The 25673-nt window shown below is 70.1% G+C and carries 29 protein-coding genes and 1 tRNA gene; 20 read left to right on the top strand and 10 right to left on the bottom strand.

Going from position 1 to position 25673, the window contains the following annotated elements; all coding sequences use genetic code 11:
- Positions 1-49: 49 nt before the first annotated feature.
- Together ACWD1U_RS20050 and ACWD1U_RS20045 are read left to right on the top strand one after the other, a co-directional pair.
- Positions 50-511, top strand: a complete 462-nt coding sequence (locus ACWD1U_RS20050; protein ID WP_451109176.1) for a GntR family transcriptional regulator — start codon at positions 50-52, stop codon at positions 509-511.
- A gap of 1 nt (position 512) precedes the next feature.
- Complete coding sequence (locus tag ACWD1U_RS20045) at positions 513-1079, top strand: HD domain-containing protein (RefSeq protein ID WP_451109174.1); 567 nt, start codon at positions 513-515, stop codon at positions 1077-1079.
- Here the strand turns inward: ACWD1U_RS20045 and ACWD1U_RS20040 are convergent.
- Together ACWD1U_RS20040 and ACWD1U_RS20035 are read right to left on the bottom strand one after the other, a co-directional pair.
- Positions 1067-1540 carry an NUDIX domain-containing protein gene (locus ACWD1U_RS20040; RefSeq protein WP_451109172.1) on the bottom strand — a complete coding sequence of 158 codons (474 nt, stop codon included), beginning with the start codon at positions 1538-1540 and terminating at the stop codon, positions 1067-1069. The two genes, ACWD1U_RS20045 and ACWD1U_RS20040, sit on opposite strands and share 13 nt — an antisense overlap.
- A gap of 2 nt (positions 1541-1542) precedes the next feature.
- Positions 1543-2301 (bottom strand): XRE family transcriptional regulator, encoded by a 759-nt coding sequence (locus ACWD1U_RS20035; protein ID WP_451109170.1) that lies wholly within the window; start codon positions 2299-2301, stop codon positions 1543-1545.
- A gap of 706 nt (positions 2302-3007) precedes the next feature.
- On the opposite strand from ACWD1U_RS20035, the gene ACWD1U_RS20030 reads away from it, so the two are divergent.
- From ACWD1U_RS20030 to ACWD1U_RS19970, 13 genes are all read left to right on the top strand, one after another.
- The gene (locus tag ACWD1U_RS20030) at positions 3008-3277 is read left to right on the top strand and encodes a DUF6284 family protein (RefSeq protein WP_451109168.1); all 270 of its coding nucleotides are present in this window, start codon (positions 3008-3010) and stop codon (positions 3275-3277) included.
- 5 nt (positions 3278-3282) lie between these two features.
- Complete coding sequence (locus ACWD1U_RS20025; RefSeq protein ID WP_451109420.1) at positions 3283-3720, top strand: Pycsar system effector family protein; 438 nt, start codon at positions 3283-3285, stop codon at positions 3718-3720.
- Positions 3717-3995 (top strand): DUF6303 family protein, encoded by a 279-nt coding sequence (locus tag ACWD1U_RS20020; RefSeq protein ID WP_451109166.1) that lies wholly within the window; start codon positions 3717-3719, stop codon positions 3993-3995. Before ACWD1U_RS20025 ends, ACWD1U_RS20020 begins: the two co-directional genes overlap by 4 nt.
- Positions 3992-4852 carry a protein spdB gene (locus ACWD1U_RS20015; protein ID WP_451109165.1) on the top strand — a complete coding sequence of 287 codons (861 nt, stop codon included), beginning with the start codon at positions 3992-3994 and terminating at the stop codon, positions 4850-4852. The genes ACWD1U_RS20020 and ACWD1U_RS20015 overlap by 4 nt, the downstream gene beginning before the upstream one ends.
- A complete protein-coding gene (locus ACWD1U_RS20010) occupies positions 4852-5199 on the top strand; it encodes an RRQRL motif-containing zinc-binding protein (protein WP_451109163.1) in 348 nt (115 codons plus the stop codon). The genes ACWD1U_RS20015 and ACWD1U_RS20010 overlap by 1 nt, the downstream gene beginning before the upstream one ends.
- 2 nt (positions 5200-5201) lie before the next feature.
- A complete protein-coding gene (locus tag ACWD1U_RS20005; RefSeq protein ID WP_398797804.1) occupies positions 5202-5519 on the top strand; it encodes a hypothetical protein in 318 nt (105 codons plus the stop codon).
- Between the two features lie 101 nt (positions 5520-5620).
- Entirely contained in the window at positions 5621-7738 is a 2118-nt protein-coding gene (locus tag ACWD1U_RS20000; RefSeq protein ID WP_451109160.1) for an FtsK/SpoIIIE domain-containing protein, read from the top strand.
- A gap of 204 nt (positions 7739-7942) precedes the next feature.
- Complete coding sequence (locus ACWD1U_RS19995; RefSeq protein ID WP_451109159.1) at positions 7943-8407, top strand: hypothetical protein; 465 nt, start codon at positions 7943-7945, stop codon at positions 8405-8407.
- A 17-nt stretch (positions 8408-8424) separates the two neighbouring features.
- A complete protein-coding gene (locus ACWD1U_RS19990) occupies positions 8425-8715 on the top strand; it encodes a hypothetical protein (protein ID WP_451109157.1) in 291 nt (96 codons plus the stop codon).
- Between the two features lie 85 nt (positions 8716-8800).
- A complete protein-coding gene (locus ACWD1U_RS19985; protein WP_451109155.1) occupies positions 8801-9685 on the top strand; it encodes a bifunctional DNA primase/polymerase in 885 nt (294 codons plus the stop codon).
- Positions 9686-9687: 2 nt separating this feature from the next.
- Positions 9688-11166 (top strand): ATP-binding protein, encoded by a 1479-nt coding sequence (locus tag ACWD1U_RS19980; RefSeq protein WP_451109419.1) that lies wholly within the window; start codon positions 9688-9690, stop codon positions 11164-11166.
- Positions 11167-11622: 456 nt separating this feature from the next.
- Positions 11623-11826: a helix-turn-helix domain-containing protein gene (locus ACWD1U_RS19975; protein WP_451109154.1), complete on the top strand. Its 204-nt coding sequence runs from the start codon at positions 11623-11625 to the stop codon at positions 11824-11826.
- Between the two features lie 65 nt (positions 11827-11891).
- Positions 11892-13289, top strand: coding sequence for a tyrosine-type recombinase/integrase (locus ACWD1U_RS19970; RefSeq protein WP_451109152.1), 1398 nt, complete (start codon positions 11892-11894; stop codon positions 13287-13289).
- Between the two features lie 43 nt (positions 13290-13332).
- Here ACWD1U_RS19970 and ACWD1U_RS19965 read toward each other — a convergent pair.
- Positions 13333-13409 (bottom strand) — tRNA-Thr (locus tag ACWD1U_RS19965).
- 87 nt (positions 13410-13496) lie between these two features.
- Complete coding sequence (locus ACWD1U_RS19960) at positions 13497-13916, bottom strand: DUF3224 domain-containing protein (protein WP_451109150.1); 420 nt, start codon at positions 13914-13916, stop codon at positions 13497-13499.
- A gap of 121 nt (positions 13917-14037) precedes the next feature.
- On the opposite strand from ACWD1U_RS19960, the gene ACWD1U_RS19955 reads away from it, so the two are divergent.
- From ACWD1U_RS19955 to ACWD1U_RS19940, 4 genes are all read left to right on the top strand, one after another.
- Positions 14038-15006, top strand: coding sequence for a helix-turn-helix transcriptional regulator (locus ACWD1U_RS19955; RefSeq protein WP_451109148.1), 969 nt, complete (start codon positions 14038-14040; stop codon positions 15004-15006).
- Between the two features lie 229 nt (positions 15007-15235).
- On the top strand, positions 15236-16324 hold the full coding sequence (locus ACWD1U_RS19950) for an ABC transporter ATP-binding protein (RefSeq protein ID WP_451109147.1): 1089 nt from the start codon (positions 15236-15238) through the stop codon (positions 16322-16324).
- Between the two features lie 218 nt (positions 16325-16542).
- On the top strand, positions 16543-16992 hold the full coding sequence (locus ACWD1U_RS19945; protein WP_451109146.1) for a hypothetical protein: 450 nt from the start codon (positions 16543-16545) through the stop codon (positions 16990-16992).
- Between the two features lie 67 nt (positions 16993-17059).
- Positions 17060-17791 carry a nucleotidyltransferase family protein gene (locus tag ACWD1U_RS19940; RefSeq protein WP_451109144.1) on the top strand — a complete coding sequence of 244 codons (732 nt, stop codon included), beginning with the start codon at positions 17060-17062 and terminating at the stop codon, positions 17789-17791.
- 161 nt (positions 17792-17952) lie between these two features.
- Here ACWD1U_RS19940 and ACWD1U_RS19935 read toward each other — a convergent pair whose 3' ends face one another.
- The 6 genes from ACWD1U_RS19935 to ACWD1U_RS19910 form a co-directional block, all read right to left on the bottom strand.
- Positions 17953-19659 (bottom strand): DoxX family protein, encoded by a 1707-nt coding sequence (locus ACWD1U_RS19935; protein ID WP_451109143.1) that lies wholly within the window; start codon positions 19657-19659, stop codon positions 17953-17955.
- A 128-nt stretch (positions 19660-19787) separates the two neighbouring features.
- Complete coding sequence (gene rlmB / locus ACWD1U_RS19930; RefSeq protein ID WP_451109141.1) at positions 19788-20726, bottom strand: 23S rRNA (guanosine(2251)-2'-O)-methyltransferase RlmB; 939 nt, start codon at positions 20724-20726, stop codon at positions 19788-19790.
- A 115-nt stretch (positions 20727-20841) separates the two neighbouring features.
- Positions 20842-22239 carry a cysteine--tRNA ligase gene (cysS, locus tag ACWD1U_RS19925; protein WP_451109139.1) on the bottom strand — a complete coding sequence of 466 codons (1398 nt, stop codon included), beginning with the start codon at positions 22237-22239 and terminating at the stop codon, positions 20842-20844.
- A gap of 86 nt (positions 22240-22325) precedes the next feature.
- On the bottom strand, positions 22326-22847 hold the full coding sequence (gene ispF / locus ACWD1U_RS19920) for a 2-C-methyl-D-erythritol 2,4-cyclodiphosphate synthase (RefSeq protein ID WP_451109137.1): 522 nt from the start codon (positions 22845-22847) through the stop codon (positions 22326-22328).
- Positions 22837-23601, bottom strand: a complete 765-nt coding sequence (ispD, locus tag ACWD1U_RS19915) for a 2-C-methyl-D-erythritol 4-phosphate cytidylyltransferase (RefSeq protein ID WP_451109136.1) — start codon at positions 23599-23601, stop codon at positions 22837-22839. Before ispD ends, ispF begins: the two co-directional genes overlap by 11 nt.
- 285 nt (positions 23602-23886) lie before the next feature.
- The gene (locus ACWD1U_RS19910) at positions 23887-24369 is read right to left on the bottom strand and encodes a CarD family transcriptional regulator (protein ID WP_003953493.1); all 483 of its coding nucleotides are present in this window, start codon (positions 24367-24369) and stop codon (positions 23887-23889) included.
- 600 nt (positions 24370-24969) lie between these two features.
- Here ACWD1U_RS19910 and ACWD1U_RS19905 point away from each other — a divergent pair.
- The gene (locus tag ACWD1U_RS19905; RefSeq protein ID WP_451109134.1) at positions 24970-25620 is read left to right on the top strand and encodes a DUF461 domain-containing protein; all 651 of its coding nucleotides are present in this window, start codon (positions 24970-24972) and stop codon (positions 25618-25620) included.
- The last annotated feature ends 53 nt before the right edge of the window (positions 25621-25673 follow it).

Raw genomic sequence — 25673 nt, 5'->3', positions numbered from 1 at the left:
AAGACGTGGGAGTCTTGGGGTGGCATGGGCGAGCAGAGAGGGAGAACGAGTGTCGCAGCAGGCCAACCCTCGGGGAACCTTCCTTAAGATTGCCGACTCACTGAACAGGCAGATCGAGGACGACCCGACCATGACGGAGCTTCCGTCCGTAGCTGAGGTCATGCGCGACCACAAGGTCTCGCGGGGGGTCGCCCTCCGCGCGTTCGGCGTGCTGCGGCAGGAAGGTGTGGCCGAACCGGCACCGGGAGAACGGTGGCGCGTCGTGCGCTCGGGTAATCGAATCGACCGGCGTCCGCTCGATCAGCGCATCGCCGACATCATCACGGCTGAAGGGCTCGAAGTGGGGGAAGCCTTCCCGAGCGCTTCCGCGCTTGCCGAACGGTTCGGGGTCTCGCGTCCCACCGTGACCAAGGCACTGGAGAGGTTGGAGGCCGCCGGCCTGTTGGCGGGCGGCGGACAGGGCAAGGTGCGGACGGTCCGCGCTGTGCCGACGCGAGAGGAGCGTTCGTAGGTTGCCGAAGTTGACAGAGTGGGCCTATCCCCTGGCCGAGTCACTGCTCGCCGAGCCGTTGCCGCGGCGGTGGAAGCACTGCCTCGGAGTCGCCGAGAGGGCCCGCACGATCGCGCTCGTACTCGACCAGGACGCCGATCTGCTCGAGGCCGCGGCTGTCCTGCACGACATCGGCTACGCGCCGGACCTGGCCAAGACGGGTTTCCACCCGCTGGACGGGGCCCGCTACCTCCGGGACGTGGCCGGCGCCGACAACCGCGTCATCAACCTGGTCGCCCACCACTCATGTGCGTGGATGGAGGCGGAGGCGCGCGGCATGCGCGAGGAGCTGGAAAGCGAGTTCCCTCGCGAGAGCGCACACCTGAACGACGCGCTCTGCTTCTGCGACATGAACACCACGCCGGACGGTACGCCCACGAACCCGATCGACCGGATCAACGAGATTGCCGGACGGTACGGGCCGGACAGCTTGATTGGGCAGTTCATCCGCCGGGCCGAACCGGAGATCCTGGCCTGCACCTCCCGCGTCCTCGAACGGGTCGCCGCCGCCAAGCGTCAGCCGATGTAGGGAGTCGTGCGCGCCCGGTCCATGGCGTGCTCAATCCGGACTCGCATCGTGGGGTGCACGTCCAACGTCGTCAGGTCCGCTGGGTCGACCCAGCGGACCTGAGTCGTCTCGTTGCTCGTACGGAGTTCACCGCCGACCGGCCGCGCGCGGAAGCAGATGCTGAACTGCTGGCGAATCTCGCCGTCGTCGTACTGCATCACATGCCCGGGGTCCGTGTAGATCCCGGACATGTCGACGACTTCCGCCTTGATCCCGGTCTCTTCCCAGACTTCGCGCACAACGGTGTCGCTGATCGACTCCCCCACGTCGTGACCACCACCAGGCAGTGCCCAGCGCCCGTTGTCGGAACGCTGAATCATCAGCACCTGTCCGTCGTCGTTCTGCACGAACGCGACGACGGATGGCACGACCGAGTTGGCCGGCGGGGCGTCCGGGTCGTGCAAGTAGTCGATGCGTCCCATGCTCAAGCTCCCGTGATGTCGCGTTCGGTTACTGGCCTGGCACCTTCCCAGGTCTGCTGAACGCTATTGGCGAAGGTGTCGAACAGACCAGCTCCGGGGAGCCGCCGCATGTGAAAGACCGGTGCCATGTACGCGCCGATGCCGTAGACGTGCGTGTTGGCCAACATTTCGTCATCAGCACGGTAAATCGAGTTGTAGAGCACCGTGTCGTGCAGGCGGAAGGCAATCTCGGGGTGGCTGGTGAACAGCGGGCGGTAGTTGACCAGCGCATTACGGATCTTGCCATCCATGATGCGATGCCCCTCGTCGATGCCGCGTCGGATGACAGCTTCGCACTCTGGATCACCCATGAGCACTCGGATGCGGACACCGCTCTCAGCCTTCTCCTTCAGTGTCGAGAAGAAGAGAGGGTCCTCCGCCAGGTAGATGCCGGCGTACACGAGGATGTCGATGCGCTTCGTGGCGCGCTCGCACATCTGGCGCCAGAGGGCTGACGGCACGACGTGCCGGTGGGGGTAGACAGCCACGATCTCGGCCTTGGTCAGATCCGCTGCACTTTCGACAGCACGGCTGTCGTCCCACAGCGTCGTCACGTCGACGTTCAGCGCAGCCGCCGTTGCGTACTGGTGACGCCGGTACGGGACTTTGCCCTGCGTGATCCAGCGTTCGACCGTCTTCGGGATGACGCCGATCTCTTCGGCGAGGCTCTGCACGGTCATGCCACGGGCCAGGAGGGCGGACCGTAAACGCTCGTTCGACATCTGCACCCCCGTAGGGACTTCTAGGGACTTCTTGACCGTAGCTAGAAGACCGACAGCTGTCTACATGCGGGGTAACCAACTCCCCTGACCAGCAGCGACTCTGAATGTGCGCCAAGAAGTTCCGGCGCGAAAAACCGAAGGTTCCGTCTATGTACTTGACGGAACCTCATGCAGTACCCGTAAAACAGGTACTGCACCGACCAACGCCTCGGTCGGAAGGCGGCTTCATGCCGCATGCGCAGAAGGCGGGGACGCTGCAATCCCGCTGAAGGCCAGGCAGAACAGGGTTTCGGCCCGTACTGGCGAGGTGGCCCGGCGACCGCGAGCAACGGCCGGAGGGTGGGGACGTGGTCCCCCTTGCAGTGCTTCACCCCTGTTGACCTCAACAGAGAGGCATTCCAGTGCATCGACGAAGACTTTGGGCGCCGCCGTAGTGGATCGGCCGGCAGGCGCCAGTACGTCATCCAGGTCCGCGAGCGTCACGCGCGCTCGCGGCCGATCCGGTCCGCTCTCTTCCTGCCATCGCAGCGGCTAGCGCTGCGGCCGGTTGCCTCCCTCGCCCGTCCGGGCCCGCGTACTGCGCGGAGTCCGTACGGGCGGGGCGTGGGGAGCCGAGACGTTCCCGGCTTCAACGGCAAACGGCTCCCGGGGTGCCACCCGGGAGCCGCTGTTCGGGCCGTTCCACCTGTGAGAGGAACCACGACCCATGGACCACATCGTTACTGTTCAGGACGCTGTTACCGCGTTCGCCGACTTCATGGAACCGACGGCCGCTGAGCTGGACGCGATCGAGCGGGAGATGCCCGTCATCCTGGCGGACGTCGACCTGCTCGACGCGCAGATCATCACCCTGGACCGCACGCCGACCGAGCTGGACAACCGGCGCATCCGTCGGGCCCGCCGCCGCGCGCTCGCCGCGCGGGTCGCGCTGGTCAACCGCGCGGCCGGTGCGAGCCTTCCCGGGGGTGCCGCGTGAGCACCATGGACCAGAACCTGACTGCCGCTCACGCGGAGGTGAAGGCGGAGATCACGCGGACCGACACCAAGACCGGTCTGCTGCTGGCGTTCGTCGGCGCGGTCCTGGCCGGTGCCTGGACGGTCGGCCGTGACCTGCCCCTGACACGCCCCGCCTATGTGGTGGGCGGTCTGGGGATGGTGCTGCTGGTCGTGGCGGCTGGTCTGCTGCTGCGCTCGACGAGGCCGAACCTGCGCGGGCGGCACGGGTTCCCGCTGTGGGCAACGCTCACCGCTGAGGAGATCACCGCCGCCATGGCGCGGGACCTGGCCACCGACATTGCCGGGCTGTCCCGCCTCGCGGTCGCGAAGTTCACGTGCCTGCGCCGCGCGGTCGACCTCACCCTGACCGGCGGGGCGCTGCTCATCCTCGCCGCGCTGATCACGGCGGGAGGTGCGCTGTGAGCACGCTGACCGCGCAGATGGCGAGCGACGGCGGGCCGTGGCGCCTATACGTCGTCGTGTACGGCGAGAGCGAGTGGCCCACCGTCCGGTTCGAGTCCGGCCCGGTGCCCACCGGGGCGGACCGCCGGGAGGCACTGGCGGCCCTCGGTTACGAGGTGGCGCCTGGCGCGGAGTGGGCGTGGATCGAGGACAGCCAGGAGCCCGGCGACGACAGCACGCCGGTCGTGCTGATCGCGGCCGTGGACGTGCGCGAGCAGGAAGAGGGCGCCGCATGAGCGCCAAGACTGTTCTTCCGGCCGTTGCGATGACGGCCGTGTCCATGGTGCTGACCCTGGCCGTGGTCGTGATGTGGCTGGGCACGGCCGTGCCGTGGCCGGTGGCCGTGGTCGTCGGTCTCGGCATCGACGGCGGATGGCTGGCCACCCTCGCCTACGAACGCCGCCTCGCCGCACAGGGCGACCACGACCGCACCGTGACCGCTGTCGGCTGGTTCTTCGGCGCGGTGGCAACCGGCGTCCTGGTCGCCCACGCCCTCACCGCCGAGGACTCCGCCGGCGCGTGGCTGGCCGTGGCCTGGCTCCCGATCGCGGCGAAGGCACTGTGGCTGGTCCACTCGATGTGGGAGCGCACCGCGCTCACCCCGAACGCGCTGGACGCCATCCGCGGTATCCAGCAGGAAGCGCGCGATGAGGCGGCCGTGGCCCGCGCCCGGCTGCGTGCTGAAGCGGCAACCGAGGAGACCCGGCTGACGGCCGTGACGGCTGCCGGTGCCCGCGTCGCCCACGTCCAGGCCAAGACCGCGCAGACGCTCACTTCCGCGTGGTCGACGCTGGAGACGGCCCGGCAGGGCGAGGAGACCGGCAGGGCGCTGACCAGCGTGACGAGCCCCGTCACACCCGGCGTCACGGCCCGCTGGGAACTGCCGGTGTGGGGCCCGAGCGAGCCGACCGGATCGCCCGCTCTGGAAACCTCACCCGCCCTCACCGACGGCGCGCTTGACGTCCTGGTCGACGAGATCCGTCACAGCCAGACCCCGCCCCTGTCCTACCGCGAGATGGCCGCCCGCTTCCGCGCCGCCGGCCACTCCGCATCCGAAGTCCGCCTGAGGGCCGCCTGGAAGCGCGTCGCCTGATGGGCGCGCTGCCGGTCTACCGGTGGCGCCTGGCCCCCGACGGCTACGCCACCCGCCGCCAACTCCGCGCGCAGGGCTTACGGCCCGGTGGTCAGGACGTGGCCGCCCAGCTCGAACGGCCGCGCCGTCGCCGGGGACCACTGGTCGCCTACCTCTACCGCATCGACCTGGCCAAGCCGGTCCGGCCGATGACGCCGGACAGGTGGGCGGCGCTGGCCAAGGCCAACGCCGCCCGCCGCATCTGCCCCGCGTGCCGGGCCGATGCGGGTTACGTCATCCCCGCCTCACTCGGCATGTGCGTGCCGTGCGCCTTTCCCGATCCCGCCGACTCCCTGAGGAGTGCCTGACCATGCGCAACGCCGACATTCGCCGCCTGGACCGCGAGATCCAGGCGACGACGAAGAAGCTGGAAGCTGTCCGCCGGGGCGAGTGGTGGCCGCTGAACGGCAGTGAGCGCCGGGCGATGGCCCGCGCGCTGGCCGGTGGCGCCTACAAGGTGGCCCGGGGCCGTAGCGCGGGCCGTGCCGAGGAGCGGATGGACGCCACCGGCAGCGCGGCCGAGATGCGGCTGAACGCGGAGCTGACCGCCCTGCACGGTGAGCGGCAGAGGCTCATCACCGAGGCCGCCCGCGCGAAGGCCGCCAAGAAGTCGTCCGGCTGGTTCTGACCAGCCATCACACCGGGGTGGCCGCTCTTTCCACGGACCCGACCACCCCGGCTCTCTCCCTCACTCCCGCCCCTATGGGGGCAGTCAGGAGAACTTCCAGCATGTCTGAGAACGTCGTCCACCTCCACAAGCCCACCGACCCCCCAACCTCCGACACGGCCCCCACCGTGCTCACGGTCGTACCTGACGCGCCCCCGGCCCGGCCGGTGCCGCTGTGGGTCCGCTCCGGACGCGCCGTCAAGACCGCCGTCACGCACGAGCGCACGCGGTCGACTGGACGGGCGGTGGCCCGGCACGCGTCCTACACGTTCAACGGTGGCCGGATCGTGGCCCGCCGGACCTGGGACGGCCGCACCGGGTCCCGCTATGAGCGGATGATCCGCGCGGCGGAAGCCGCGGGGAACCTGGAAGCGGCTGAAGAGTGGGAGGAGCGGTTGCAGCGCTTCCGCGCCGCCCGTCATCACCGCCGCATGGACCTGCTGCACTCGCCCGTGGAGGCCGCCAAGGGCATTGCCGTCGGTGCCGGGATGAGCATCGGCACCCTGGTCGCCCTCGGCATCGTGATGGCCATCAACACCGGCCACGTCGGCGACGTCATCACCCCCCTGTCGGCGACCATCGACTTCATCGCCCTGCTCATCCGGATCGTTCAGATCGTGTGGGGTCCGGCGCTCACCATCGGCCCGTTCCTCGCCCTGCTCGCCCTGTGGTCAGTTGGCCGCAAGCAGCAGGCCGCCCCGAACTGGGCACTCCCCGCGAACGTCCGCAACGGCGAGGGTGAGCCGATCACGCCGTCCATCGTGGTCAAGGCCCTGCGCGACCTCGGCGTGCCCGCCCTGCGCAACGCCATCAAGGAGATGGGCGACGCCGGCGCATCCATGCTCGGGCCCATCACCATCGCCGGATGCGGAGTGGAAGTCGACGTGACCCTTCCCTCCGGGGTGTCGACCAACGAGGTACAGAACAAGCGCCGCAAGCTCGCCGAGAACCTCACCCGGCACGAACACGAAGTCTTCATCACCATCCCCCAGGCGGCGCGGACGGTACGGCTGTGGATCGCCGACTCGGGGGCGCTGGATGAGCCGATCGGCCCGTCGCCGCTGGTCACCGACGAGACGATGACCGCCGACTACACCAAGGGCCGCGCCCCGTGGGGGCAGGACCTGCGCGGGGACGCTGCGAGCTTGAGCCTGTATCAGCGCCACCTGCTCATCACCGGGTTGTCGAACCAGGGCAAGACCGTGGCCCTGCGCTCCCTGGCCCTGTGGCTCTCGCTGGACAAGTCGGTGCAGTTCCTCATGGGCGACCTCAAGGGCGTGGGCGACTGGGCCATGTTCGACGGGCTCGCCACCACCCTGATCCAGGGGCCGACGGATGAGCACGTGATCCAGGTGACCGAGATGGTCGAGGGCGCGGTGGATGAGATGAACCGCCGCATTCAGGCGCCGCCCGGAACGACCTTCCCGCCGCTGATCGTGCTGGTCGACGAGGCGCAGGTGGCGTTCATGTGCCCGGCCAAGGACGAGGACAAGCGCCCCTACGGCGGGTCGAAGGCCAACTCCCGGTACTTCATGGCCGTCCGGAAGATCCACAACCAGGGCCGTGCGGTGAACGTGCTGATGTGGCAGGGCACCCAGGACCCGACCAACGAGAACCTTCCCAAGCTCGTGCGCGAGGGCGCCCACACTCGCGCCTCCCTCGCCCTGGGCACCGAATCACAAGCCCGCATGGCCCTGGGAGACAAGGCGGTCGACGGCGGGGCGGCGCCGAACCTGCTGCGTCCGGGCCTGGACCGGGGAACTCTGGTCGTCGCCTCCGACGGCATCACCATCCCGGCCGGGCAGTCGTCCATCACGGTGCGTACGCACTACATCGACGACGACGCCGCCGAAGCCATCACCGACCGGGCCAAGGCCCTGCGCGACGGCGTCACCACCCTGCACGCCATCGAGCGCAGCGCAGAACACGACTCGCTCGTCGACATCGCCGCCGTCATCGGCGACGCGCCCCGGGTGCGCACGAAGGATGTGCTGGCGCGGCTCGCCACACGGAACGCGGACGCCTACGGCGGCTGGTCATTCATCGATCTCAAGCGCGTCCTGGACGACGCCGGCGCGGAGCCCTACAAGTCCGACGGCGTCATGGTCGTCGCCCGCGACCGGGTCGCCCGCGCCCTCGTCAACCGCGACTCCGATGGTTCCGCTTCCGCCGACGGATGACAGGGAGCCGACCCCCAAACGGTCAGGGAGACAGGGAGAACTCCCTGACCGCCTCCCTGACCCGCCTCCCTGACTCTGACCTGCGCAAATGATCGTTCAGGGAGTCAGGGAGGCACGCAGGTCAGACCCCCCGAATACCCCTCCACACGGCACCCCGAAGGGGGTGCCTCAGACTCCCTGATCAACGTTCGGAAGGGATTCCGCATGTACCCCGATAACACCCCGCACGTGCCCGTACAGCGAGCCGTGGAAGTCCACCAGCCCACCCCGCTCCCGCCCGCCGTCACCGTGTCGGCGCCGGTCGTGCCGGTGCAGCCGGGCACCGTTCCGACGGTGGCGAGCATCGTCCTGCCCGACGGCCGCGTCGTCACCGGGTACGCCATCGAGCCGACGCGCCCGGAGCCGGTAGCGGTCAAGCCGGCCGTGTCCCGCACGGCCGTGAACGCCGCCCTCGGGGGCGTCGGGTTCCTCGCGGTGTGCGGCGGGCTGCTGCTGCTCACCTCGTTCATCGCCGCGCTCACCGCGTTCATCACCCAACTCGTCATCCTCGCCGCCGTCATCTTCGGCGGATGGATCGCCGTGCAGCTCTTCAACACGAGCGACCACCAGGGCGGAACGACCGTGAACATCCGCAAGGCCACGTTCAAGCGCAACCACTTCCACGGCTGACCGAAGGAGACCCGACCGTGCGACTGCGTATCCAGCGCACCGCGCTTCCCCGTAACGCGCTGATCCTGACCGACACACCCCGCCCCGACTGCCCCAACTGCGACGGATGGGGCAGCATCGAGCACGACTACGGCGACTACGACACCGGCGACTACGCGGGCACCGATTGGGAGCCCTGCGAGTGCTGGCACGAGTCCCGCCGCTGGCTGCTGCTGCCCCTCCCGGGCCTGCCCCGCTGGCTGCGCCGCCGTCGCCGCGACGCCGACCCATGGGCGCCCGGCGGCTACAGCGACGAACCGCCCTTCTAGCTACGCCAAGGGCGGCCCCCTCTCGCCAAAGACCGGGGCCGCCCTTGTCCACCTGCCATCAACAGACCTGTGGAGGTCACCCAGCATGACGCAACCGACCCTGATCCGGCGAGGGCGCGACGGCATGAGCGCGCTGCCCGAAGCCCTGCGGACCGCGCTGACGCTGGCCGCTGCCGGTGTGCCGGTGCTGCCCCTACGCGCGGGCAAGGCGCCGTTCGGCAACTGCCCCGACTGCACCGGCAACGCGTGCGGTGGCCGGCCGAACATGAAAAGCCCGGGCCCCTGCCGCTGCCCTGGCGTCTGCCACGCGTGGGCTGCAGCCACCACCGATCCGGCCGTGCTCACCTCCCCGGCCTGGACGGCCGCATGGCGGCGGGCCGTCTGCGTCGCCTACCACCCAGGCGCCGCCGGGCTGACCGTGGTCGACCTCGACGACGCGGCGGCCGTCGCATGGGCCCGTGAGACCCTGCCCGCCACGCGGACCGTTCCGACGACGCGGGGTGAGCACTGGATCTACCGGGGCGCCATGTCGTCGCACAATGCGGTCCGGCCCGGCGTCGACATCAAGTCGACCATGGCCTACGCCCGGTATCTCGGGCCCGGAATCGGGACCATGATCGCCCTGCCCGAGGCCGTTCGCGCGCTGGCCGTGAAGGAACCGCCCGCCGTCCGGTCGGCGCCCGGTTCCATCTCCGTGCCCGCACGGTCCGGCGGGGAGTGCCCGCACCGCACGCCCGTCTTCCTGGAACGCGGCATCGCCATGGCGGAGCAGCGCATCACCAAGGCCTCCAATGCAGTCCACGCGACCGTGTACCGGACCTTCCTCGCCGTGCTGTCCACCCACGGCCGGTGCGGTTGCCTCACCGATGCCCACGTCGCCCGGCTGTTCACCGCCGCGCAGACCAAGGGCGAGACTCTGCGGCACTGCACCGACGCGTGGACCAACGCCCGCACCACGTTGGGACTGTGACCATGTCCGACGACGACAAGAACCCCGCCCGCGAAGTCATCACCGACTACGCGCAATCGCACTTCCGGTACTTCCGCACCGCCGACGGCACCGTGTACGCGCAGAGGAACGGCCACCCCGTGGCCCGCCCGATCCGCTCCCAGGGCACCACCGGAAGCCACCGGCAGGAACTCATGGTCGGCCTCTTCCGCGACGGCATCGGCGTGTTCAACGGCACCGCCATGAAAGAGGCGCTGGACCTGATCGAGGCACTCGCGCTGACCGAGGACGTCCAGCCCGTGCACATTCGCGTCGCCCCCGGATTCGACGGAGCCACGTGGCTCGACCTCGGGCGCAGCGACGGACAGTCCGTGCGTATCCACCCCACCGGCTGGGACATCCGCACCCCGGACCCGCGTGAGGTGTGCTGGCGGCGTACCCAGCTCACCGGGGAACTGCCCCTGCCGGCAAAGGACACCAACGGCAAGGGCATCGATCTGCTGATGCGGCTGTGCAACTTCGCCACCGCGGAGACCGAGTGCCTGGCCATCGCCTGGCTCATCGGCTGCCTCGCTCCGACGGTTCCCGTCCCGGCCCCGTTCCTCACCGGGCCGCAGGGGGCGGGCAAGTCCACCGGTGGCCGGATGCTCGTGCGGATCATCGAGGGCATGACCGGGGACCTGCGCCGGGCCCCCAAGGATGAGGAGAACCTGACCACAGCCGTCGCGGCCGGTTGGGTCACCGCCCTGGACAACCTCTCCCACATGACCCCGGACCTGTCCGACGCAATGTGCCGCATCGTCACCGGAGCCGAAGACGTCAAGCGAGCGCTGTTCACCGACGGGGACGTTTTTCGAATCAGCTACCGCCGCCCCCTGCTGCTGACCGGTATCGATGTGGGCGTCATCCGCCCCGACCTTGCCGAACGGCTGTTGCCCCTGCGGCTGGAGCGCCCCCGCGTCCGGCGCACTGAGGCGGAACTGTGGTCGGACTTCGCGCAGGTGCTGCCCGTCGTCCTCGGCTCGCTCCTGGACCTCACCGTGCAGGTGCGCGCGGCTGAGGCGGACATCCCGACGGACCTGCGCATGGCCGACTTCGCGCACCTGTGCGCGCAGCTCGACGCGGCCACCGGCCTGGGGGCGCTCGCCGCCTACCGGGCCAGCCTGGACGACCTCAACGACGACGTCATCGAGGGCGACCTGTTGGCGCAGACCGTGCTCAAGCACGCCGCGGGCATCGACCCGGGCACCGAGCAGCGGATGACGTCGGCTGAGTGGCTGCACTGCCTCACAGGCCTCTATACGGGCGAGGACTTCCGTCCTCTGCCTAAAGGGTGGCCGACCACCGGCAAGGTGCTCTCAGACCGTCTCAAGCGCCTTCAGCCCACCCTCGCAGCCCGGGGCGTCCGCATCGACTGGGGACGCACCAAGACGTCCCGCTACATCGAGATCGCGCGGCCGGACACCGCACCGCCCCCGCCCGAACAGGAACCGGCGTTCTGACCGCGTGCCACCACGACCGCACAAGCAAGAGGAGCACCCGGCGCCGCGTGCTCTTTTTGTTGTTCGGCGGCGGCGCCGCCCTGCGAGGGTCGCGCCGCGAAGCGGCCCGTTCTTCACTCTCTGAGCCGCGCACCACAACAGACACCACCCCCTCTCTTGTCCGAAGTAGAGAGACCCTGCGTCACCTGCGTCACCCACACCCCGTAAATGGGCTGTGACCTGCTGAAAGAGGGGTGACGCAGACGGCCCATTTCTGCGTCACCCCGCGTCACCTGCGTCACCCGATGACAGAGGTCTGTGTCACCGGTGACACACCCCAAAGTTCCTGCGTCACCCCAAAAGAGCAGGTCAGCGGCGTGAATGACGCAGATGACGCGGGTGACGCAGAAATCCGCACCTCGGACAGACACGAGCCCTGAGAAGCACCCAAGACCCTCCGCTCAAGGAGACACCCGGATGAGCACCACGACTGCTGCCCCCGTCGACCGACTCCTGTACAAGCCCGAGGAGGCTGCCGAAGCGCTCTCCATCGGCCGTTCCACCGTTTACGAGCTGATGGCCGAAGGGGCACTGAGGTACGTCATGCGTGGCCGCTCACGCCGCATCCGCCGCCGCGACCTGGAGGCATACGTGGACAATCTCGAACCCCTCACTCACTGACCCACACCACCCAAAGGCGCCCCCGGACTCCGAGTCCGGGGGCGCCTTTCGCATGGAGGAGATCGTTGAGCCCCCGCAAACCGAACATGGAATCGTCCATCTACTTCGGCGGCGACGGCTGGTGGCACGGCCGCGTCACCATGGGCGTCAAGGACGACGGCTCGCCGGACCGGCGCCACCGGCGGGCCAAGACCGAGTCCGAGATCAAGCGCAAGGTCCGCGAACTGGAAGATCTGCGGGACAAGGGCCGCGCCCCCAAGGCCGGTCGCAAGCCAACCGTGGCTCAGTGGATGACCACCTATCTGACCGACATCGCGAGCCTGAAGCTCAAGCCCCGATCCCTGGATGACTACTGGTCCAAGACCCGTAACGACATCATCCCTGGCATCGGTCAACACCGAATCGACAAGCTCCAGCCGGAACATCTGGAACGGATGTACCGCAGGATGCTCGACGCCGGGCACGCGGAATCCCACGTCCTCAAGGTGCACCGCATCCTCTCCCGCGCCCTAAAGATCGCCCACCGGCGCCGGATCATCGTCGAGAATGTGGCCACCCTCGTGGATCCGCCGACCGTCGATGAGACGGAGGCGAACCCCTTCTCGATCGAGGAAGCGAAAGCCTTCCTGAAGGCCGCCGCCAAGCGGCCCACGTTCATGCGGTGGGTGGTCGGTGTCGGCATGGGCTTCCGGCAGGGTGAGGCCCTGGGATTCCGGTGGAAGTACGTCGACCTCGACAACGAGCTGTTCCACCCCCAGTGGCAGCTCCAACGGCTCACCTGGCGCCACGGCTGCAAGGACGCTCACGCGTGCGGCGAACGACTGCACCGATTCGACCCCTGCCCGCCTGAATGCACGACGCACAAAAGCTACAAGCGCGGTTGCCCCAAGCCGTGCCCGAGGGACTGCACGAAGCACGCCAGTGTCTGCCCCGACCGCAAGGGCGGCGGCCTCGTCTTCACCCGTCCCAAGACCAAGAAGAGCCGGAACGCGGTCCCTATCCCGCCCCCGTTCATCCCGTACCTGCTGGAACACAAGGCACAGCAGGAGGAAATGCGCGCCGCAGCGGGTGACGGGTGGCAGGAGCACGACGCGCTGTTCACCCGGCCGGACGGCCGACCGATCGATCCCCGCGACGACTGGGAGGAATTCAAGGAGCTGCTCGAAGAAGCGGGCATCGACGATCGGCGCCAGCACGACGGCAGCCGCCATACCGCCGGCACGATCCTGAACGAGCTGGGCGTGGATCTCCCCACGATCATGGAGATCCTCCGCCACTCCCAGATCGGTCAGACCCGCCGGTACGTCAAGGGCAGGTCCCACCTCGCGAAGGCCGCCATGCTCCGCATGGGAGACACGTTCATGCCGGGGCCCGTAGGGGCCCCGGAGCCCGCCTCTGAGACCACAACTGAGACCGCCGACCGCCGCGCGGCCCGCGCACGGCGCCGCCGTCGCATCCGCTGACGACGAAACCCCAGGTCAGACAACGTCTGACCTGGGGTCCCAGTGGAGCCCCCTGTCGGATTCGAACCGACGACCTACGCATTACAAGTGCGTTGCTCTGGCCAGCTGAGCTAAGGAGGCACCGCGCACTACAACGCCGTACGCGAGGGCGGCACCACTGTACACAGAGCTCGCTACCCCGAGCCACGAAGTTCCGCTCGGCCCTGCTCACTCCACCTCGTACTCGAACCGGTACGCCACAGTGGTCTCCCCGTGCCGGGCGGTGAACGCGCCCTTCCCGCGCAGCCCGACCAACTCCCCGCTCCCCGACCCCTTCGTCACCTCGAACGTGCAGTGGACCGTCCCGTCCTCGTCGAACCACCCCCGCTCCTCGACGGCGAAGCTCCCCTCGCGGCCGTCGAGCCGGCCGGTGATCAGTTCCATGCCGGCGAAGGAGCCGGTCTTCTGGGTGACGTAGACGATGGAGTACTCGCAAAGCGTCCCGGCCGCCTCGATGCCGCCGGTGAAGGCGTTCCGGACGGAGGCGTGGGCGAGGCGTGGGTTCGCGTCCTCCCCCGGGCCGATCACGCGCTCCTGCCAGTCGGCGAAGGTGAAGTGGCCGGTGGTGGTCCGGGTGGTGCCGGGCATGGTGGGTCCTCTCGGTCTGGGCGCGGGACGGGCCCCGCGGCGGCCGTGCGAGGACCACCTTGACCGTCGTACCTGACATCTCCTGTCAAGTACGACGCCGCACGCCGGAACAATGGACCCCATGCGCGCCGACCGGCTCCTCTCCCTGCTCCTGCTGCTCCAGAACCGCGGGCGGATGACCGCGCCCGAGCTCGCCGCCGGGCTGGAGGTGTCGGTGCGCACGGTCTACCGGGACATCGAGGCGCTGGGGGCGGCGGGCGTACCGGTGTGTGCGGATCGGGGGCCGCAGGGGGGCTACCGGTTGGTGGACGGGTACCGGACGCGGTTGACGGGGATGACGGGCGCCGAGGCCGGGTCACTGTTCCTCGCCGGGATGCCCGGGCCCGCGCGGGACCTGGGGCTGGGGGCGGTGCTGGCGAGCGCCCAGCTGAAGGTGCAGGCCGCGCTGCCGAACGAACTGGCCCGGCAGGCCCGGCGGGTGCAGGAGCGGTTCCATCTCGACGCGCCGGCGTGGTTTTGGGAGGCCGACCCGGTGCCATGTCTGGAGGCGGTGGCGGCGGCCGTGTGGGAGCGGCGGGTGCTGCGGGTGCACTACCGGCGCTGGCGTGGTGAGGTGCGCCGGGAGGCGCGGCCGCTGGGGCTCGTCCTGAAGGGTGGCATCTGGTACCTGGTGGCTCTGGCGGAGGAGGCCGTACGCACGTACCGGGTGTCGCGCGTGCTGGCCGTGCAGGAGACCGGGGAGATCTTCGACCGCCCGGCCGGATTCGATCTGGCCGCCTACTGGGAGGAGTCGTCCCGGCGGTTGGAGGCGGCGCTGCAGCAGGGTGTCGCCCGGCTGCGGATCTCGCCGCGGGGCCGGCGGCTGCTGCCGATGCAGTTCGGTGCGGCGGGTGCGCGGGCCCTGGAGAGCGCGGGTGCGGCGGACGAGGACGGCTGGGTGGAGGTGGAGCTGCCCGTCGAGGCGGAGGCGGTGGCCGTCGGTGATCTGCTCCGGCTGGGCCCGGAGGCGGAGGTGCTCGGTCCTCCCGAGCTGCGGCAGGCCGTGGCGCGGGCGGTGGCGGTGCTGGCCGACCGGTACGGGCAGTCGTGACGCGGCTCGGTCGGTAAGCCCTTGGTAAGCCCTTGTCCACAAACCCGTCCCTTCGAAAATTCCCGCGAAGTTCACAGGCCCCGAGGTACTGACAGACAGGTGAACGCCGGGTACCGTCCTGAGCCAGTTCACGAGCGTGGACTACACCACAACGGAACCACCGTCGTGGCACCGCCTTCCTACTCGGATCGTCCGGCACGTTCCTGCCGGTAGAAGGGGTTCACTCACCATGGCCACTGTCACGTTCGACAAGGCGACCCGGATCTACCCGGGTTCCACCAAGCCCGCCGTTGACGCGCTGGAGATCGACATCGAGGACGGCGAGTTCCTCGTCCTCGTCGGCCCGTCCGGCTGCGGCAAGTCCACCTCGCTCCGCATGCTCGCGGGGCTCGAGGACGTCAACGCCGGCGCCATCCGCATCGGCGACCGCGACGTCACCCACCTGCCGCCGAAGGACCGGGACATCGCCATGGTGTTCCAGAACTACGCGCTCTACCCGCACATGACGGTCGCCGACAACATGGGCTTCGCGCTCAAGATCGCCGGCGTCAACAAGGCGGACATCCGGCAGAAGGTCGAAGAGGCCGCGAAGATCCTCGACCTCACCGAGTACCTGGACCGCAAGCCCAAGGCGCTCTCCGGCGGTCAGCGCCAGCGTGTCGCCATGGGCCGCGCCATCGTGCGCGAGCCGCAGGTGTTCCTCATGGACGAGCCGCTGTCCAACCTGGACGCCAAGCTCCGTGTGTCGACGCGTACGCAGATCGCGTCCCTGCAGCGCCGCCTTGGCATCACCACCGTCTACGTCACCCACGACCAGGTCGAGGCCCTGACGATGGGCGACCGCGTGGCGGTCCTCAAGGACGGTCTGCTCCAGCAGGTCGACACCCCGCGCAACATGTACGACAGGCCCGCCAACCTCTTCGTGGCCGGCTTCATCGGCTCCCCGGCGATGAACCTCGTCGAGGTCCCGATCACCGACGGCGGCGTGAAGTTCGGCAACTCGGTCGTGCCGGTGCAGCGCGACGCGATCGCCGCCGCCACCGACAAGACCGTCACCGTGGGCGTCCGCCCCGAGCACTTCGACGTGGCCGGCGCCGACTCCGACCAGGGTGTCGCGGTCACCGTGAACGTGGTCGAGGAGCTCGGCTCCGACGCCTTCGTCTACGGCACCGCCCAGGTCGGCGGCGAGACCAAGGACATCGTGGTCCGCGTCGGCGGCCGTGACGTCCCGGAGAAGGGCAGCACGCTGCACGTCGTCCCGCGTGGCGGCGAGACCCACGTGTTCTCGACCTCCACGGGCGCACGCCTGTCCGACTGACCCACCGGCAAGCGCACAACCGGGGCGATTCACCCAGGTTGACGAAAGAGGGCCCCGCAGGCTGCTGCGGGGCCCTTCTCGTTGTCGACAAATACCCAGACAGAGCGGACGTTTCGAGCACTGTGCGTCAACGCCCTACCCAAATAGGGGCACTCTCTCATCCCCCGAACCGGTGACTAAATGTCTACAAACCATTACGGGGCGCTACCCTCACACGCGTGAAGCACTCCAACAACCCACAGACGCGACGCGGCCGGGGCCCCGCCCGCCGGATCGGCCGCACCCTCGCTTTCGTCCTGCCCGTCGTCCTGGTGCTCTCCGGGACCCTCGCGGTCACCCGAGTCAACTGGTCGGGGAACTCCACCGACCCGGTGCTCACCGCCGCGGACACCTCCGTCGGCACCCCACGTGCCGCCAAGCGCGCCCCGCAGGACGTCCTGCGGGACAAGCTGCTGACCGAGTTGCAGGAGGAGAACCCGGGCGTCGCCCTCACCCACCTCCAGCAGGCCGTCAACGGCCGCCCGTCCCTGGCGAAGCACTGCGCCTCCATCGCCCGCACCCTCGGCCAGGCCGCCGTCCGGGTGTACGGCCCGACCCGCGCCCAGTCCTACGCACGACCGGTCTGCGACACCGCCTTCGCCACGGGCGTCGCCGCCGCGCACAGCTGAGCGCACCGCCCTGCCACCGGGTGGGAAGTCCGTCAAGGGGGCGGGACGCCACGTACAGTTCGGTCCCATGAGCGATCCGAGCGCCGCGTCCCGCCCCGTTCAAGCCGTCGTTCTGGCCGGTGGCCAGGGCTCCCGGCTCCGTCCGTACACCGACGACCGGCCCAAGCCGATGGTCGAGATCCCCGGGACGGGGACTCCGATCATCGGCCATCAGTTGTCCTGGCTCGCCGACGAGGGCGTGACGGACGTGGTGGTCTCCTGCGGCCACCTCGCCGAGGTACTGCAGAAGTGGCTGGAGAAGGCCGATCTGCGCGTCTCCGTCACCACCGTCGTGGAGTCGGAGCCTCTCGGCCGTGGCGGCGGCCTCAAGTACGCCGCGGCGCACCTCCCCCACCCTGACCAGCCCTGGTATGCCACCAACGGGGACATCTGGACGCGGTTCTCGCTGCGGGACATGGCCGACTTCCACACCGAGCGGGACGCGGTGGCGACGCTGGCGCTGGCGCGGCCCCGGCTGCCGTGGGGGGCCGTGCGGACGGACGGGTTCGGCCGGATCACCGACTTCATCGAGGCACCGCCGTCCACCTTCGAGATCAACGCCGGTGTCTATGTCTTCTCGCCCGAGTTCGCGGGGTTGCTGCCGCATCGGGGGGACCATGAGCGGACGACGTTTCCGCATCTCGCCCGTGAGCGGCGGCTGGCCGGATTCACGATCCCCCAGGGGTCGTATTGGCGTGCCATCGACACGGCGAAGGATCTGACGGAGGCGGCGAAGGAACTGGCCGCGTTGGGGCGCTGAGCGCTCGGTCGGTCGCGGCCGCCCGGCGGCTGCGGGCTCGTTGCGGCCTGCCACGCCCGCGCGGCGGAGCCGCATATGAAGCAGAGCCCCGCTGCTTCGAGGCGCCTCGAAGGGCCCCGCACCTCGAAGGTGCGGGGCCCTTCGTCGTCCGGGTCCGGCGGCTATCCGAGGAGGCCGCCCACCAGGCCCGGGCGGCGGGTGGAGGAGCCGCCGCCGTCGCCCGGGCCGCCGGTCGAACCCGTGCCGCCCGTCGCCGTCCCGCCGGAAGTGGGGCCGGACGTGGTGCTCGGGGCCTGCCCCTCCGGGGAGGACTGCTGGGGCGGGGCCTGGCCCACGGTGCCCTGGGTCTGGCTCGGGGAGCCGCCCGTGACCGCGCCGGCGTCGCTGGTGGCGCCCGGCGTGGTCGTGGTGCCCGCGCTGGGGCCGGCCGAGCCGGCCGGGGCGCCCTGGGTGGGCGAGGAGGACGCCGACGGGGTCCGCTTCTCCGGCCGCTTGCCGGGCTCACCCGGGAGCGGGGAGCCGGGCAGCTCGTTGCGCGGGGCCTCGCCGGGGCCCGGGACGACGATCCGGTCGGCGTCGCGGACGGCGCCGCCGAGGAGCGAGCCGACGAGCAGGGTGAGGCCGGTGGCGACGGCGGTGACGAGGACGCCGCGGCGCAGCACGTAGCGGCGCAGGTCCCAGATGTCGGCACGGGGGCCGAGACGCCGCCAGGCCCTGCCGGCCAGGCGGCCGTCGACGGAGTAGACGGGGGCGCCGGCGATGATCAGCGGGGACCAGGCGGCGAGGTAGATGATGTCGGGCGTCTCGTAGGCGGGGACGCTCTTCCAGCTGACGGTGACCAGCAGCGCGGCCGAGAGTAGGGCGCCCAGACAGGCGGCGACGCGCTGCCAGCAGCCCAGGACCGTCAGGACGCCGACGATGACCTGCGCGAAGGCGATGACCAGTCCGGAGCCCACCGGGTGCTCGAGGGCGAACTGGCGCAGCGGTTCGGCGGCTTCCCAGGGGTGCAGGGTGTTGAGCCACTTGACCATGGAGCCGCGCTTGCCGCCGTCGAAGTAGACGGGGTCGCACAGCTTGCCCATGCCGGCGTAGATGGAGATGAAGCCGAGGAAGACCCGCAGCGGGAGCAGGACGACGCCGAGGTTCATCCGGCGGCCCGGGTAGTAGGCGTGCCGGGCCGGGTCGTCGTCGTGGCGTTTGGCGTGCCGGTCGGCCTCGTCGGCCTCGGCGGGATCCTCGAACTCCCCGTCCGCGTAGGCCGGTTCGTCGTACGCGCTGCCGACGGTGCGCATGGCGGGCAGCAGCCGGGTGGCGTCGGTGGTCTGGTCGTGGGTGCGCTGGGGGCCGACGACGGGGGTCTCGACGGTCTGGTTGAGGTCGTCCTCGTAGCCGTCGCCCCGGTACCCGGCGCCGCTGTAGCCGGCATCCTGGTATCCGGGTTTGTCGTGGCCCGGCCCCACGCGGTCGATGACCTGGGTGGCGCCGGTGTCGGCGGCGGGCTCGTCGGCGTGGCGGACGCTCTCGTGCCGCACGGCCTGCAGGAGCCGGTGGGCGCCGGTGTCGTCGGGAGCGGATCTCCCGCTCCAGACGACCGGTCGGCGGCGGGCGGTGGCCCCGTCCGCCTCGCCCCCGGCGGTGACGACGGGGATGCGGGCGGTGTCCTCGGTGGTGGCGTTCAAATGCCGTGCGACCCGTGGGGACTGGACGCGACGCGTCGATACGCCCAACTGCACGCGGAAACTCGCATGGTTGACGATGACCTGCGCCGGGTCGCTCGGCACCTTCACCATGCTCAGCGCGGGAGCGTCGTCGAGTCCCGACGAGCGGTCCCCCGTGGGAGTGCGGGGTGTTCTGGTGTCCACACTCATCTAACCGAGTGACGTCGGGTTAGGACACTGCTTTGACCCGCCGGATCTGTCCGGACCCCGTCAAGCTTGCCCTCGTCGCCCCGATGACCCCGGAATGACCCCGCACCGGTGAATTGGCGGACGTCTGTTCAGGCGCGTCGGCGGGCCACCTCGTAGAGCACGATCCCCGCCGCGACACCGGCGTTGAGCGACTCGCCGCCGCCCGGCATCGGGATCCGCACCCGGAAGTCGCAGGTCTCCCCGACCAGCCGGGACAGGCCCTTGCCCTCGCTGCCGACGACGATCGCGACGGGCCCCTCCAGGGCGCCCAGTTCACCGACTTCGACGTCCCCGTCGGCGGCGAGACCGACGACGACGATCCCGGCCTTCTTGTACGCCTCCAGCGCACGCGTCAGGTTGGTGGCGCGGGCGACGGGCGTACGGGCGGCAGCACCGGCGGACGTCTTCCAGGCGCCGGCCGTCATCCCGGCGGCACGCCGCTCGGGCACGACGACGCCGTGCCCGCCGAAGGCGGCGACGGACCGGACGACCGCGCCGAGGTTGCGCGGGTCGGTCACCCCGTCGAGCGCGACGATCAGCGGGTCCTCACCCGCGTCGGCGGCGGCCTCGGCGAGGTCCTCGGGGTGGGCGTACTCGTACGGTGGGACCTGGAGCACGAGGCCCTGGTGGTTGAGCCCGTTCGTCATCCGGTCGAGCTCGGGGCGCGGCGCCTCCATGAGGTTGATGCCCCCGCGCTCGGCGGCGAGTTGCAGGGCCTCGCGGACCCGCTCGTCGCTGTCGATGAACTGCTGCACGTACAGCGTCGAGGCCGGCACCCCCCCGCGCAGCGCCTCGACGACGGGGTTGCGCCCGACGACGAGCTCGGAGGTGCCCTTGCCGCGGGGACCCTTGGCACGACCGCCCTGGGCGCGGCGCGCCTTGGCCTGGGCGGCGCGCTGCTTGACGTGCCCCTTGCGCATCTCGGCGGGCGGCGTCGGCCCCTTGCCCTCCAGGCTCCGGCGCCGCTTGCCGCCGCTGCCGACCTGCGCGCCCTTCTTGCCGGACATGCGGCGGTTGTTCGCGGCCATGAGCTACCCGTCTCCGTGAAGTGGTTCGTACGTACGTCTGCGTACGTCTGTTACGTCTTTGCAGTGTGCCGCCCGGAGGCCCGGGCGGCACAGTCGATCAGCCGTGGGACTTGTCTCAGCGCGGGCCGAGGCTCCAGCGCGGACCCTGCGGACTGTCCTCGATGACCAGGCCGGACTGGCCCAGCTGGTCGCGGATGGCGTCGGCGGTGGGCCAGTCCTTGCGGGCCCGGGCGGCCTCGCGCTGGTCGAGGACCATCCGGACGAGTGTGTCGACCACGCCGTGCAGGTCCTCCCCGCGGTCACCCTCCCCCGCCCAGTGCGGGTCGAGCGGGTCGAGGCCGAGGACGCCGAGCATGGCACGGACCTCTGCGAGCCGGGCCACGGCGGCTTCCTTGTCGTCGGCGGCCAGCGCGCTGTTGCCCTGCCGGACGGTGGTGTGCACCACGGCGAGCGCCTGCGGCACGCCCAGGTCGTCGTCCATGGCCTCGGCGAAGGACAGCGGCACCTCGGCGGCGGGCTCGACGGCCCCGGCCTTCTCCACCACGCGCTGCACGAAGCCCTCGATCCGCGCGAACGCCGACTCGGCCTCGCGCAGCGCCTCCTCGCTGTACTCGATCATCGAGCGGTAGTGCGGGGTGCCGAGGTAGTAGCGCAGCACGATCGGGCGCCAGCGCTTGACCATCTCGCTGACCAGGACCGAGTTGCCGAGCGACTTGGACATCTTCTCGCCGCTCATGGTGACCCAGGCGTTGTGCACCCAGTACCGGGCGAAGTCGTCGCCGTAGGCCTTGGCCTGGGCGATCTCGTTCTCGTGGTGCGGGAAGACCAGGTCGAGGCCGCCGCCGTGGATGTCGAAGGCGGTCCCGAGGTACTTGTGCGCCATCGTCGAGCACTCCAGGTGCCAGCCGGGGCGGCCGCGGCCCCAGGGCGTCTCCCAGCTGGGCTCCCCGGGCTTCGCCGCCTTCCACATGGCGAAGTCCCGCGGGTCGCGCTTGCCGGTCTCGCCGGTACCGGACGGCTGCTGGAGGTTGTCCAGCTCCTGGTTGGACAGCTCCAGGTACCCCGGGAAGGAGCGCACGTCGAAGTAGACGTTGCCGTCGGCCTCGTAGGCGTGCCCGCGCTCGATGAGGCCGCGCATCATCTCGACCATCTCGGTGATGTGGCCGGTGGCACGCGGCTCGTAGGTGGGCGGCAGGCAGCCGAGGGCGCGGTAACCGTCGTTGAACGCGCGCTCGTTCTCGTAGCCGATGGCCCACCAGGGGCGGTTCTGGTCGGCCGACTTGGCGATGATCTTGTCGTCGATGTCCGTCACGTTCCGCACGAACGTGACCTCGTAGCCGCGGTACTCGAACCAGCGGCGCATGATGTCGAAGTTCAGTCCCGACCGGATGTGTCCGATGTGGGGCGCGGCCTGCACGGTGGCACCGCACAGGTAGATCGAGACGCAACCCGGGTCGAGCGGGGAGAAGTCACGGATCTGCCGGGCGCTGGTGTCGTACAGGCGAATAGTCACGACACCAGGGTAGTAGGCCCACGGGTGTGCCTCACGACCTTGTGTTCACGGCGCCCGCATTCGTGACATTCGCAAGGAGCCCGCGCTCAGCCGACCCGGACCACCAGCGCCGTCGCCACCGCCATCAGGCCCTCGTCGCGGCCCGGGAAACCCAAGCCGTCCGTCGTCGCGCCCGAGACGGAAACCGGTGCTCCGGCCGCTTCCGACAGGAGCTGCTGCGCCTCGTCCCTGCGCTTGCCGATCTTCGGCCTCGGGCCCACCACCTGTACGGCGATGTTGCCGATGCGGAAGCCGGCCTCGCGGACGATCCGGGCCGCCTCCGTCAGCAGGGTCACACCCGAGGCGCCCGACCACTCGGGCCGGCCCGTGCCGAAGTGCTGGCCCAGGTCGCCGAGGCCGGCGGCGGAGAAGAGGGCGTTGCAGGCCGCGTGGGCCACGACGTCCGCGTCGGAGTGGCCGGCCAGGCCCGGACCCGCGTCCTCCCACTTCAGGCCGGCGCACCACAGCTCGCGGCCCTCCTCGAAGGCGTGGATGTCGGTGCCGATGCCGACCTGGGGCAGCGGGAACCCATCCGGCGGCAGCCGGGAACCAGATGCCTCAGAAGCCATCGTTCAGCCTCCTGCGGGCCAGGACCGCCTCGGCGAGGACCAGGTCCAGGGGACGGGTGACCTTGAAGGCCTCCTCGTGCCCGGGGACGGCCACGACCGTGAGGCCGAGCTGCTCGACCATCCCGGCGTCGTCGGTGACCTCGCCGGTCACCGTCTCGTGCGCCCGGACCAGGGTCGCCCGGTCGAAGCCCTGCGGGGTCTGCACCGCCCGCAGCCGTGCGCGCTCGGGTGTCGCGACGACCGGCTCCGGCTCGCCGGGCGTCCCGGCGGGCTCGACCTGCTTGACCGTGTCGGCGAGCGGCAGCGCCGGGACCACGGCCGGGGCGCCGTCACGTACGGCCTCGATCACGGCGTCGACCGTGTCCACCGGCACCAGCGGCCGGGCCGCGTCGTGCACCAGCACGATGTCGTGGCCGGGGGGCAGCGCGTCCAGGCCGAGCTTCACGGACTCCTGGCGGGTCTGCCCGCCCGGGACGACGAGGAAGTCCGTCCGCTCGGGCAGCGCGTACGCGTCCAGCAGCGACCTGACTTCGGCGGCGCCGTCGGGCGGGGCCACGACGACGACCAGGGAGACGGCACGGGAGGCGGCCATCGCACGGACCGCGTGGATGAGCATGGGGGTGCCGCCCAGCGCGCGGAGCGCCTTGGGGGCGCCCGGGCCGAGCCGTACACCACGGCCGGCGGCGGGAATCACGGCCGCGGTGCGGGCCGTCGCGGGGGCGGCCGACGGCGAGGGGCGCGAATCGTCAGACATCGGTTCCTGTCAGGTTTGTGTGCTGGCCTGGCGTGGGTATGGCCTGGAGGAGTGCCGGGCGCGACGCGCTCGACCGGACCCTTCCGTGACGCCGGTCGAGCCGGCTGCCCGGGCCCGGCACGCCAGGTACCGGGTCGTGAGTGATAACACATCCCGGAGTGACGGCGCATCGGTGCCGGAGTACGAACATGCCGCAGCGCCCGGCGACGGAAGATTCGTCATCGGGCACCGCGGCATTTCGATGTGCAGCCTTGATCAGCGCAGTGCTGAGCGACAGGCTTCGCCTCAGGAGGCGAGCACCTCGTCGAGCAGGGCCTCGGCCTTGTCCTCGTTGGTGTTCTCCGCCAGGGCGAGCTCGCTCACCAGAATCTGGCGGGCCTTGGCGAGCATGCGCTTCTCACCGGCGGAGAGTCCACGCTCGCGCTCACGACGCCACAGGTCACGCACCACTTCCGCGACCTTGATGACATCGCCCGAGGCGAGCTTCTCCAGGTTTGCCTTGTATCGACGGGACCAGTTCGTGGGCTCCTCGGCGTACGGCGCGCGCAGCACCTCGAAGACCCGGTCCAGCCCGTCCTGACCGACCACATCACGCACGCCGACGAACTCCGCATTGTCCGCTGGCACACGTACCGTCAGGTCACCCTGGGCGACCTTCAGCACCAAGTAGGTCTTGTCCACGCCTTTGATCTGGCGAGTTTCGATAGCCTCGATCAGCGCGGCCCCGTGATGGGGATAGACCACGGTGTCGCCAACCTTGAACGTCATGTGACAGGTACCCCTTCCGTGGCTATCCAGGGTAACACGGAAACTGCGGGTTCTGAATGGCGTTTTCGCAGGTCAGGGCATATCTCGGGGCTTGACAACTCCGACAGGAACGTGCTTCGGACAGGGACTGGAAGAAGGTATTCGCAGGTGAGAGCGGCTCTCCGGGGTGAGCGAAACGCGTACGTTACACGCATCCGGAGCACCCTCCGAACGGCTGAACATCCCCATATGTCCGGTTCCGTATGATCGACTTCCGCTACTCCGTTCGGCGGCCCCGGCCGGGTTCCGGTCGTTTCCTGAATTGATCACGAGCCGGCCCGACGCGCCCGAGGTGATCAATTCTGAGGTGGACCCGACATTCCTTCACGGAAAATTTGCGGGGCCGTCCGAGGCTCTTATGTGAATGCCGGACGAGCACTCCACCAATGTGACCCCCGAGTCACTTGTGACGCACGAGACACGTGTGACACAGGTGGGATCAGAGGTGCCGGGGGGTCGGGTGCGACCGGGCGGGAACGGCTCGGTAACCTAAGGCCCGCTGACAGACACTTAGGGCGGCTTTATCGGCCGCTCCGCTCAAGTCAAGGAGTTGCCGCCGCCGTGAGCAGCAGCCTTCGACGCGGCGCCCTCGCCGCTGCCGCCATCGCGTTCTCGATCGCCTCGCTCGCCGCGTGTGGAGCCGGCAACAACGCCCAGACCCTGGAGATCCAGCCGGACAACGCGGCCACGAGCGTGGGTGACATCAAGATCCAGAACGCGATCGTGATCACGCAGCCCGACCGCGAGTCGACCGGACCGGCCGCGATCTCCGCGACCTTCTTCAACTCCGGCCGGACCGCCGAGACGCTGGAGTCCATCACCCTCCCCGGCACCGGCAAGACGGCCGAGCTCAAGCCGGCCAAGGGCGGCAGCCTCAGCGTCCCGGCCGGTGGCTCGCTGGTCCTGGGCGGCAAGAACAACGCCACCGCCCTGCTGCCGAGCAGCCGGGAGGCCGTGCAGGACGGCAACGCCCAGAAGGTCACCTTCACCTTCAGCAAGACGGGTGAGGTGAGCCTGCGCGCCTTCGTCGTCCCCGCAGAGCACTACTTCGCCGAGTGGGGCCCGACCGAGGTTCCGGCCGCGCCGGGCGCCTCGGCGTCCCCGTCCGCTTCGCCGTCCGAGAGCGCCTCGGGTTCGCCGGGCGGCCACGCGTCGCCGGGCACGCCGTCCGACGCGGCCTCCGCGAGCGCGACGGCCGGCGCCGGGCACTGAGCCCGTAGGACGGTCGTAACGAAAGGGCGGGACCTCTGGGGAGAGGTCCCGCC

This window comes from Streptomyces sp. NPDC002788, from assembly GCF_053592115.1.
The sequence above is the reverse complement of the archived record's forward strand: the minus strand, read 5'-3'. Positions and strand labels throughout refer to the sequence as shown.

Excerpts from the sequence above, each read along its gene's own strand:
- ACWD1U_RS20040 (WP_451109172.1), bottom strand. The coding sequence starts at position 1,540 with ATGGGACGCATCGACTACTTGCACGACCCGGACGCCCCGCCGGCCAAC.
- ACWD1U_RS20035 (WP_451109170.1), bottom strand. The coding sequence starts at position 2,301 with ATGTCGAACGAGCGTTTACGGTCCGCCCTCCTGGCCCGTGGCATGACC.
- ACWD1U_RS20030 (WP_451109168.1), top strand. The coding sequence starts at position 3,008 with ATGGACCACATCGTTACTGTTCAGGACGCTGTTACCGCGTTCGCCGAC.
- ACWD1U_RS20025 (WP_451109420.1), top strand. The coding sequence starts at position 3,283 with ATGGACCAGAACCTGACTGCCGCTCACGCGGAGGTGAAGGCGGAGATC.
- ACWD1U_RS20015 (WP_451109165.1), top strand. The coding sequence starts at position 3,992 with ATGAGCGCCAAGACTGTTCTTCCGGCCGTTGCGATGACGGCCGTGTCC.
- ACWD1U_RS20010 (WP_451109163.1), top strand. The coding sequence starts at position 4,852 with ATGGGCGCGCTGCCGGTCTACCGGTGGCGCCTGGCCCCCGACGGCTAC.
- ACWD1U_RS20005 (WP_398797804.1), top strand. The coding sequence starts at position 5,202 with ATGCGCAACGCCGACATTCGCCGCCTGGACCGCGAGATCCAGGCGACG.
- ACWD1U_RS20000 (WP_451109160.1), top strand. The coding sequence starts at position 5,621 with ATGTCTGAGAACGTCGTCCACCTCCACAAGCCCACCGACCCCCCAACC.
- ACWD1U_RS19995 (WP_451109159.1), top strand. The coding sequence starts at position 7,943 with ATGTACCCCGATAACACCCCGCACGTGCCCGTACAGCGAGCCGTGGAA.
- ACWD1U_RS19985 (WP_451109155.1), top strand. The coding sequence starts at position 8,801 with ATGACGCAACCGACCCTGATCCGGCGAGGGCGCGACGGCATGAGCGCG.
- ACWD1U_RS19980 (WP_451109419.1), top strand. The coding sequence starts at position 9,688 with ATGTCCGACGACGACAAGAACCCCGCCCGCGAAGTCATCACCGACTAC.
- ACWD1U_RS19975 (WP_451109154.1), top strand. The coding sequence starts at position 11,623 with ATGAGCACCACGACTGCTGCCCCCGTCGACCGACTCCTGTACAAGCCC.
- ACWD1U_RS19960 (WP_451109150.1), bottom strand. The coding sequence starts at position 13,916 with ATGCCCGGCACCACCCGGACCACCACCGGCCACTTCACCTTCGCCGAC.
- ACWD1U_RS19955 (WP_451109148.1), top strand. The coding sequence starts at position 14,038 with ATGCGCGCCGACCGGCTCCTCTCCCTGCTCCTGCTGCTCCAGAACCGC.
- ACWD1U_RS19950 (WP_451109147.1), top strand. The coding sequence starts at position 15,236 with ATGGCCACTGTCACGTTCGACAAGGCGACCCGGATCTACCCGGGTTCC.
- ACWD1U_RS19940 (WP_451109144.1), top strand. The coding sequence starts at position 17,060 with ATGAGCGATCCGAGCGCCGCGTCCCGCCCCGTTCAAGCCGTCGTTCTG.
- ACWD1U_RS19935 (WP_451109143.1), bottom strand. The coding sequence starts at position 19,659 with ATGAGTGTGGACACCAGAACACCCCGCACTCCCACGGGGGACCGCTCG.
- rlmB (WP_451109141.1), bottom strand. The coding sequence starts at position 20,726 with ATGGCCGCGAACAACCGCCGCATGTCCGGCAAGAAGGGCGCGCAGGTC.
- ispF (WP_451109137.1), bottom strand. The coding sequence starts at position 22,847 with ATGGCTTCTGAGGCATCTGGTTCCCGGCTGCCGCCGGATGGGTTCCCG.
- ispD (WP_451109136.1), bottom strand. The coding sequence starts at position 23,601 with ATGTCTGACGATTCGCGCCCCTCGCCGTCGGCCGCCCCCGCGACGGCC.
- ACWD1U_RS19910 (WP_003953493.1), bottom strand. The coding sequence starts at position 24,369 with ATGACGTTCAAGGTTGGCGACACCGTGGTCTATCCCCATCACGGGGCC.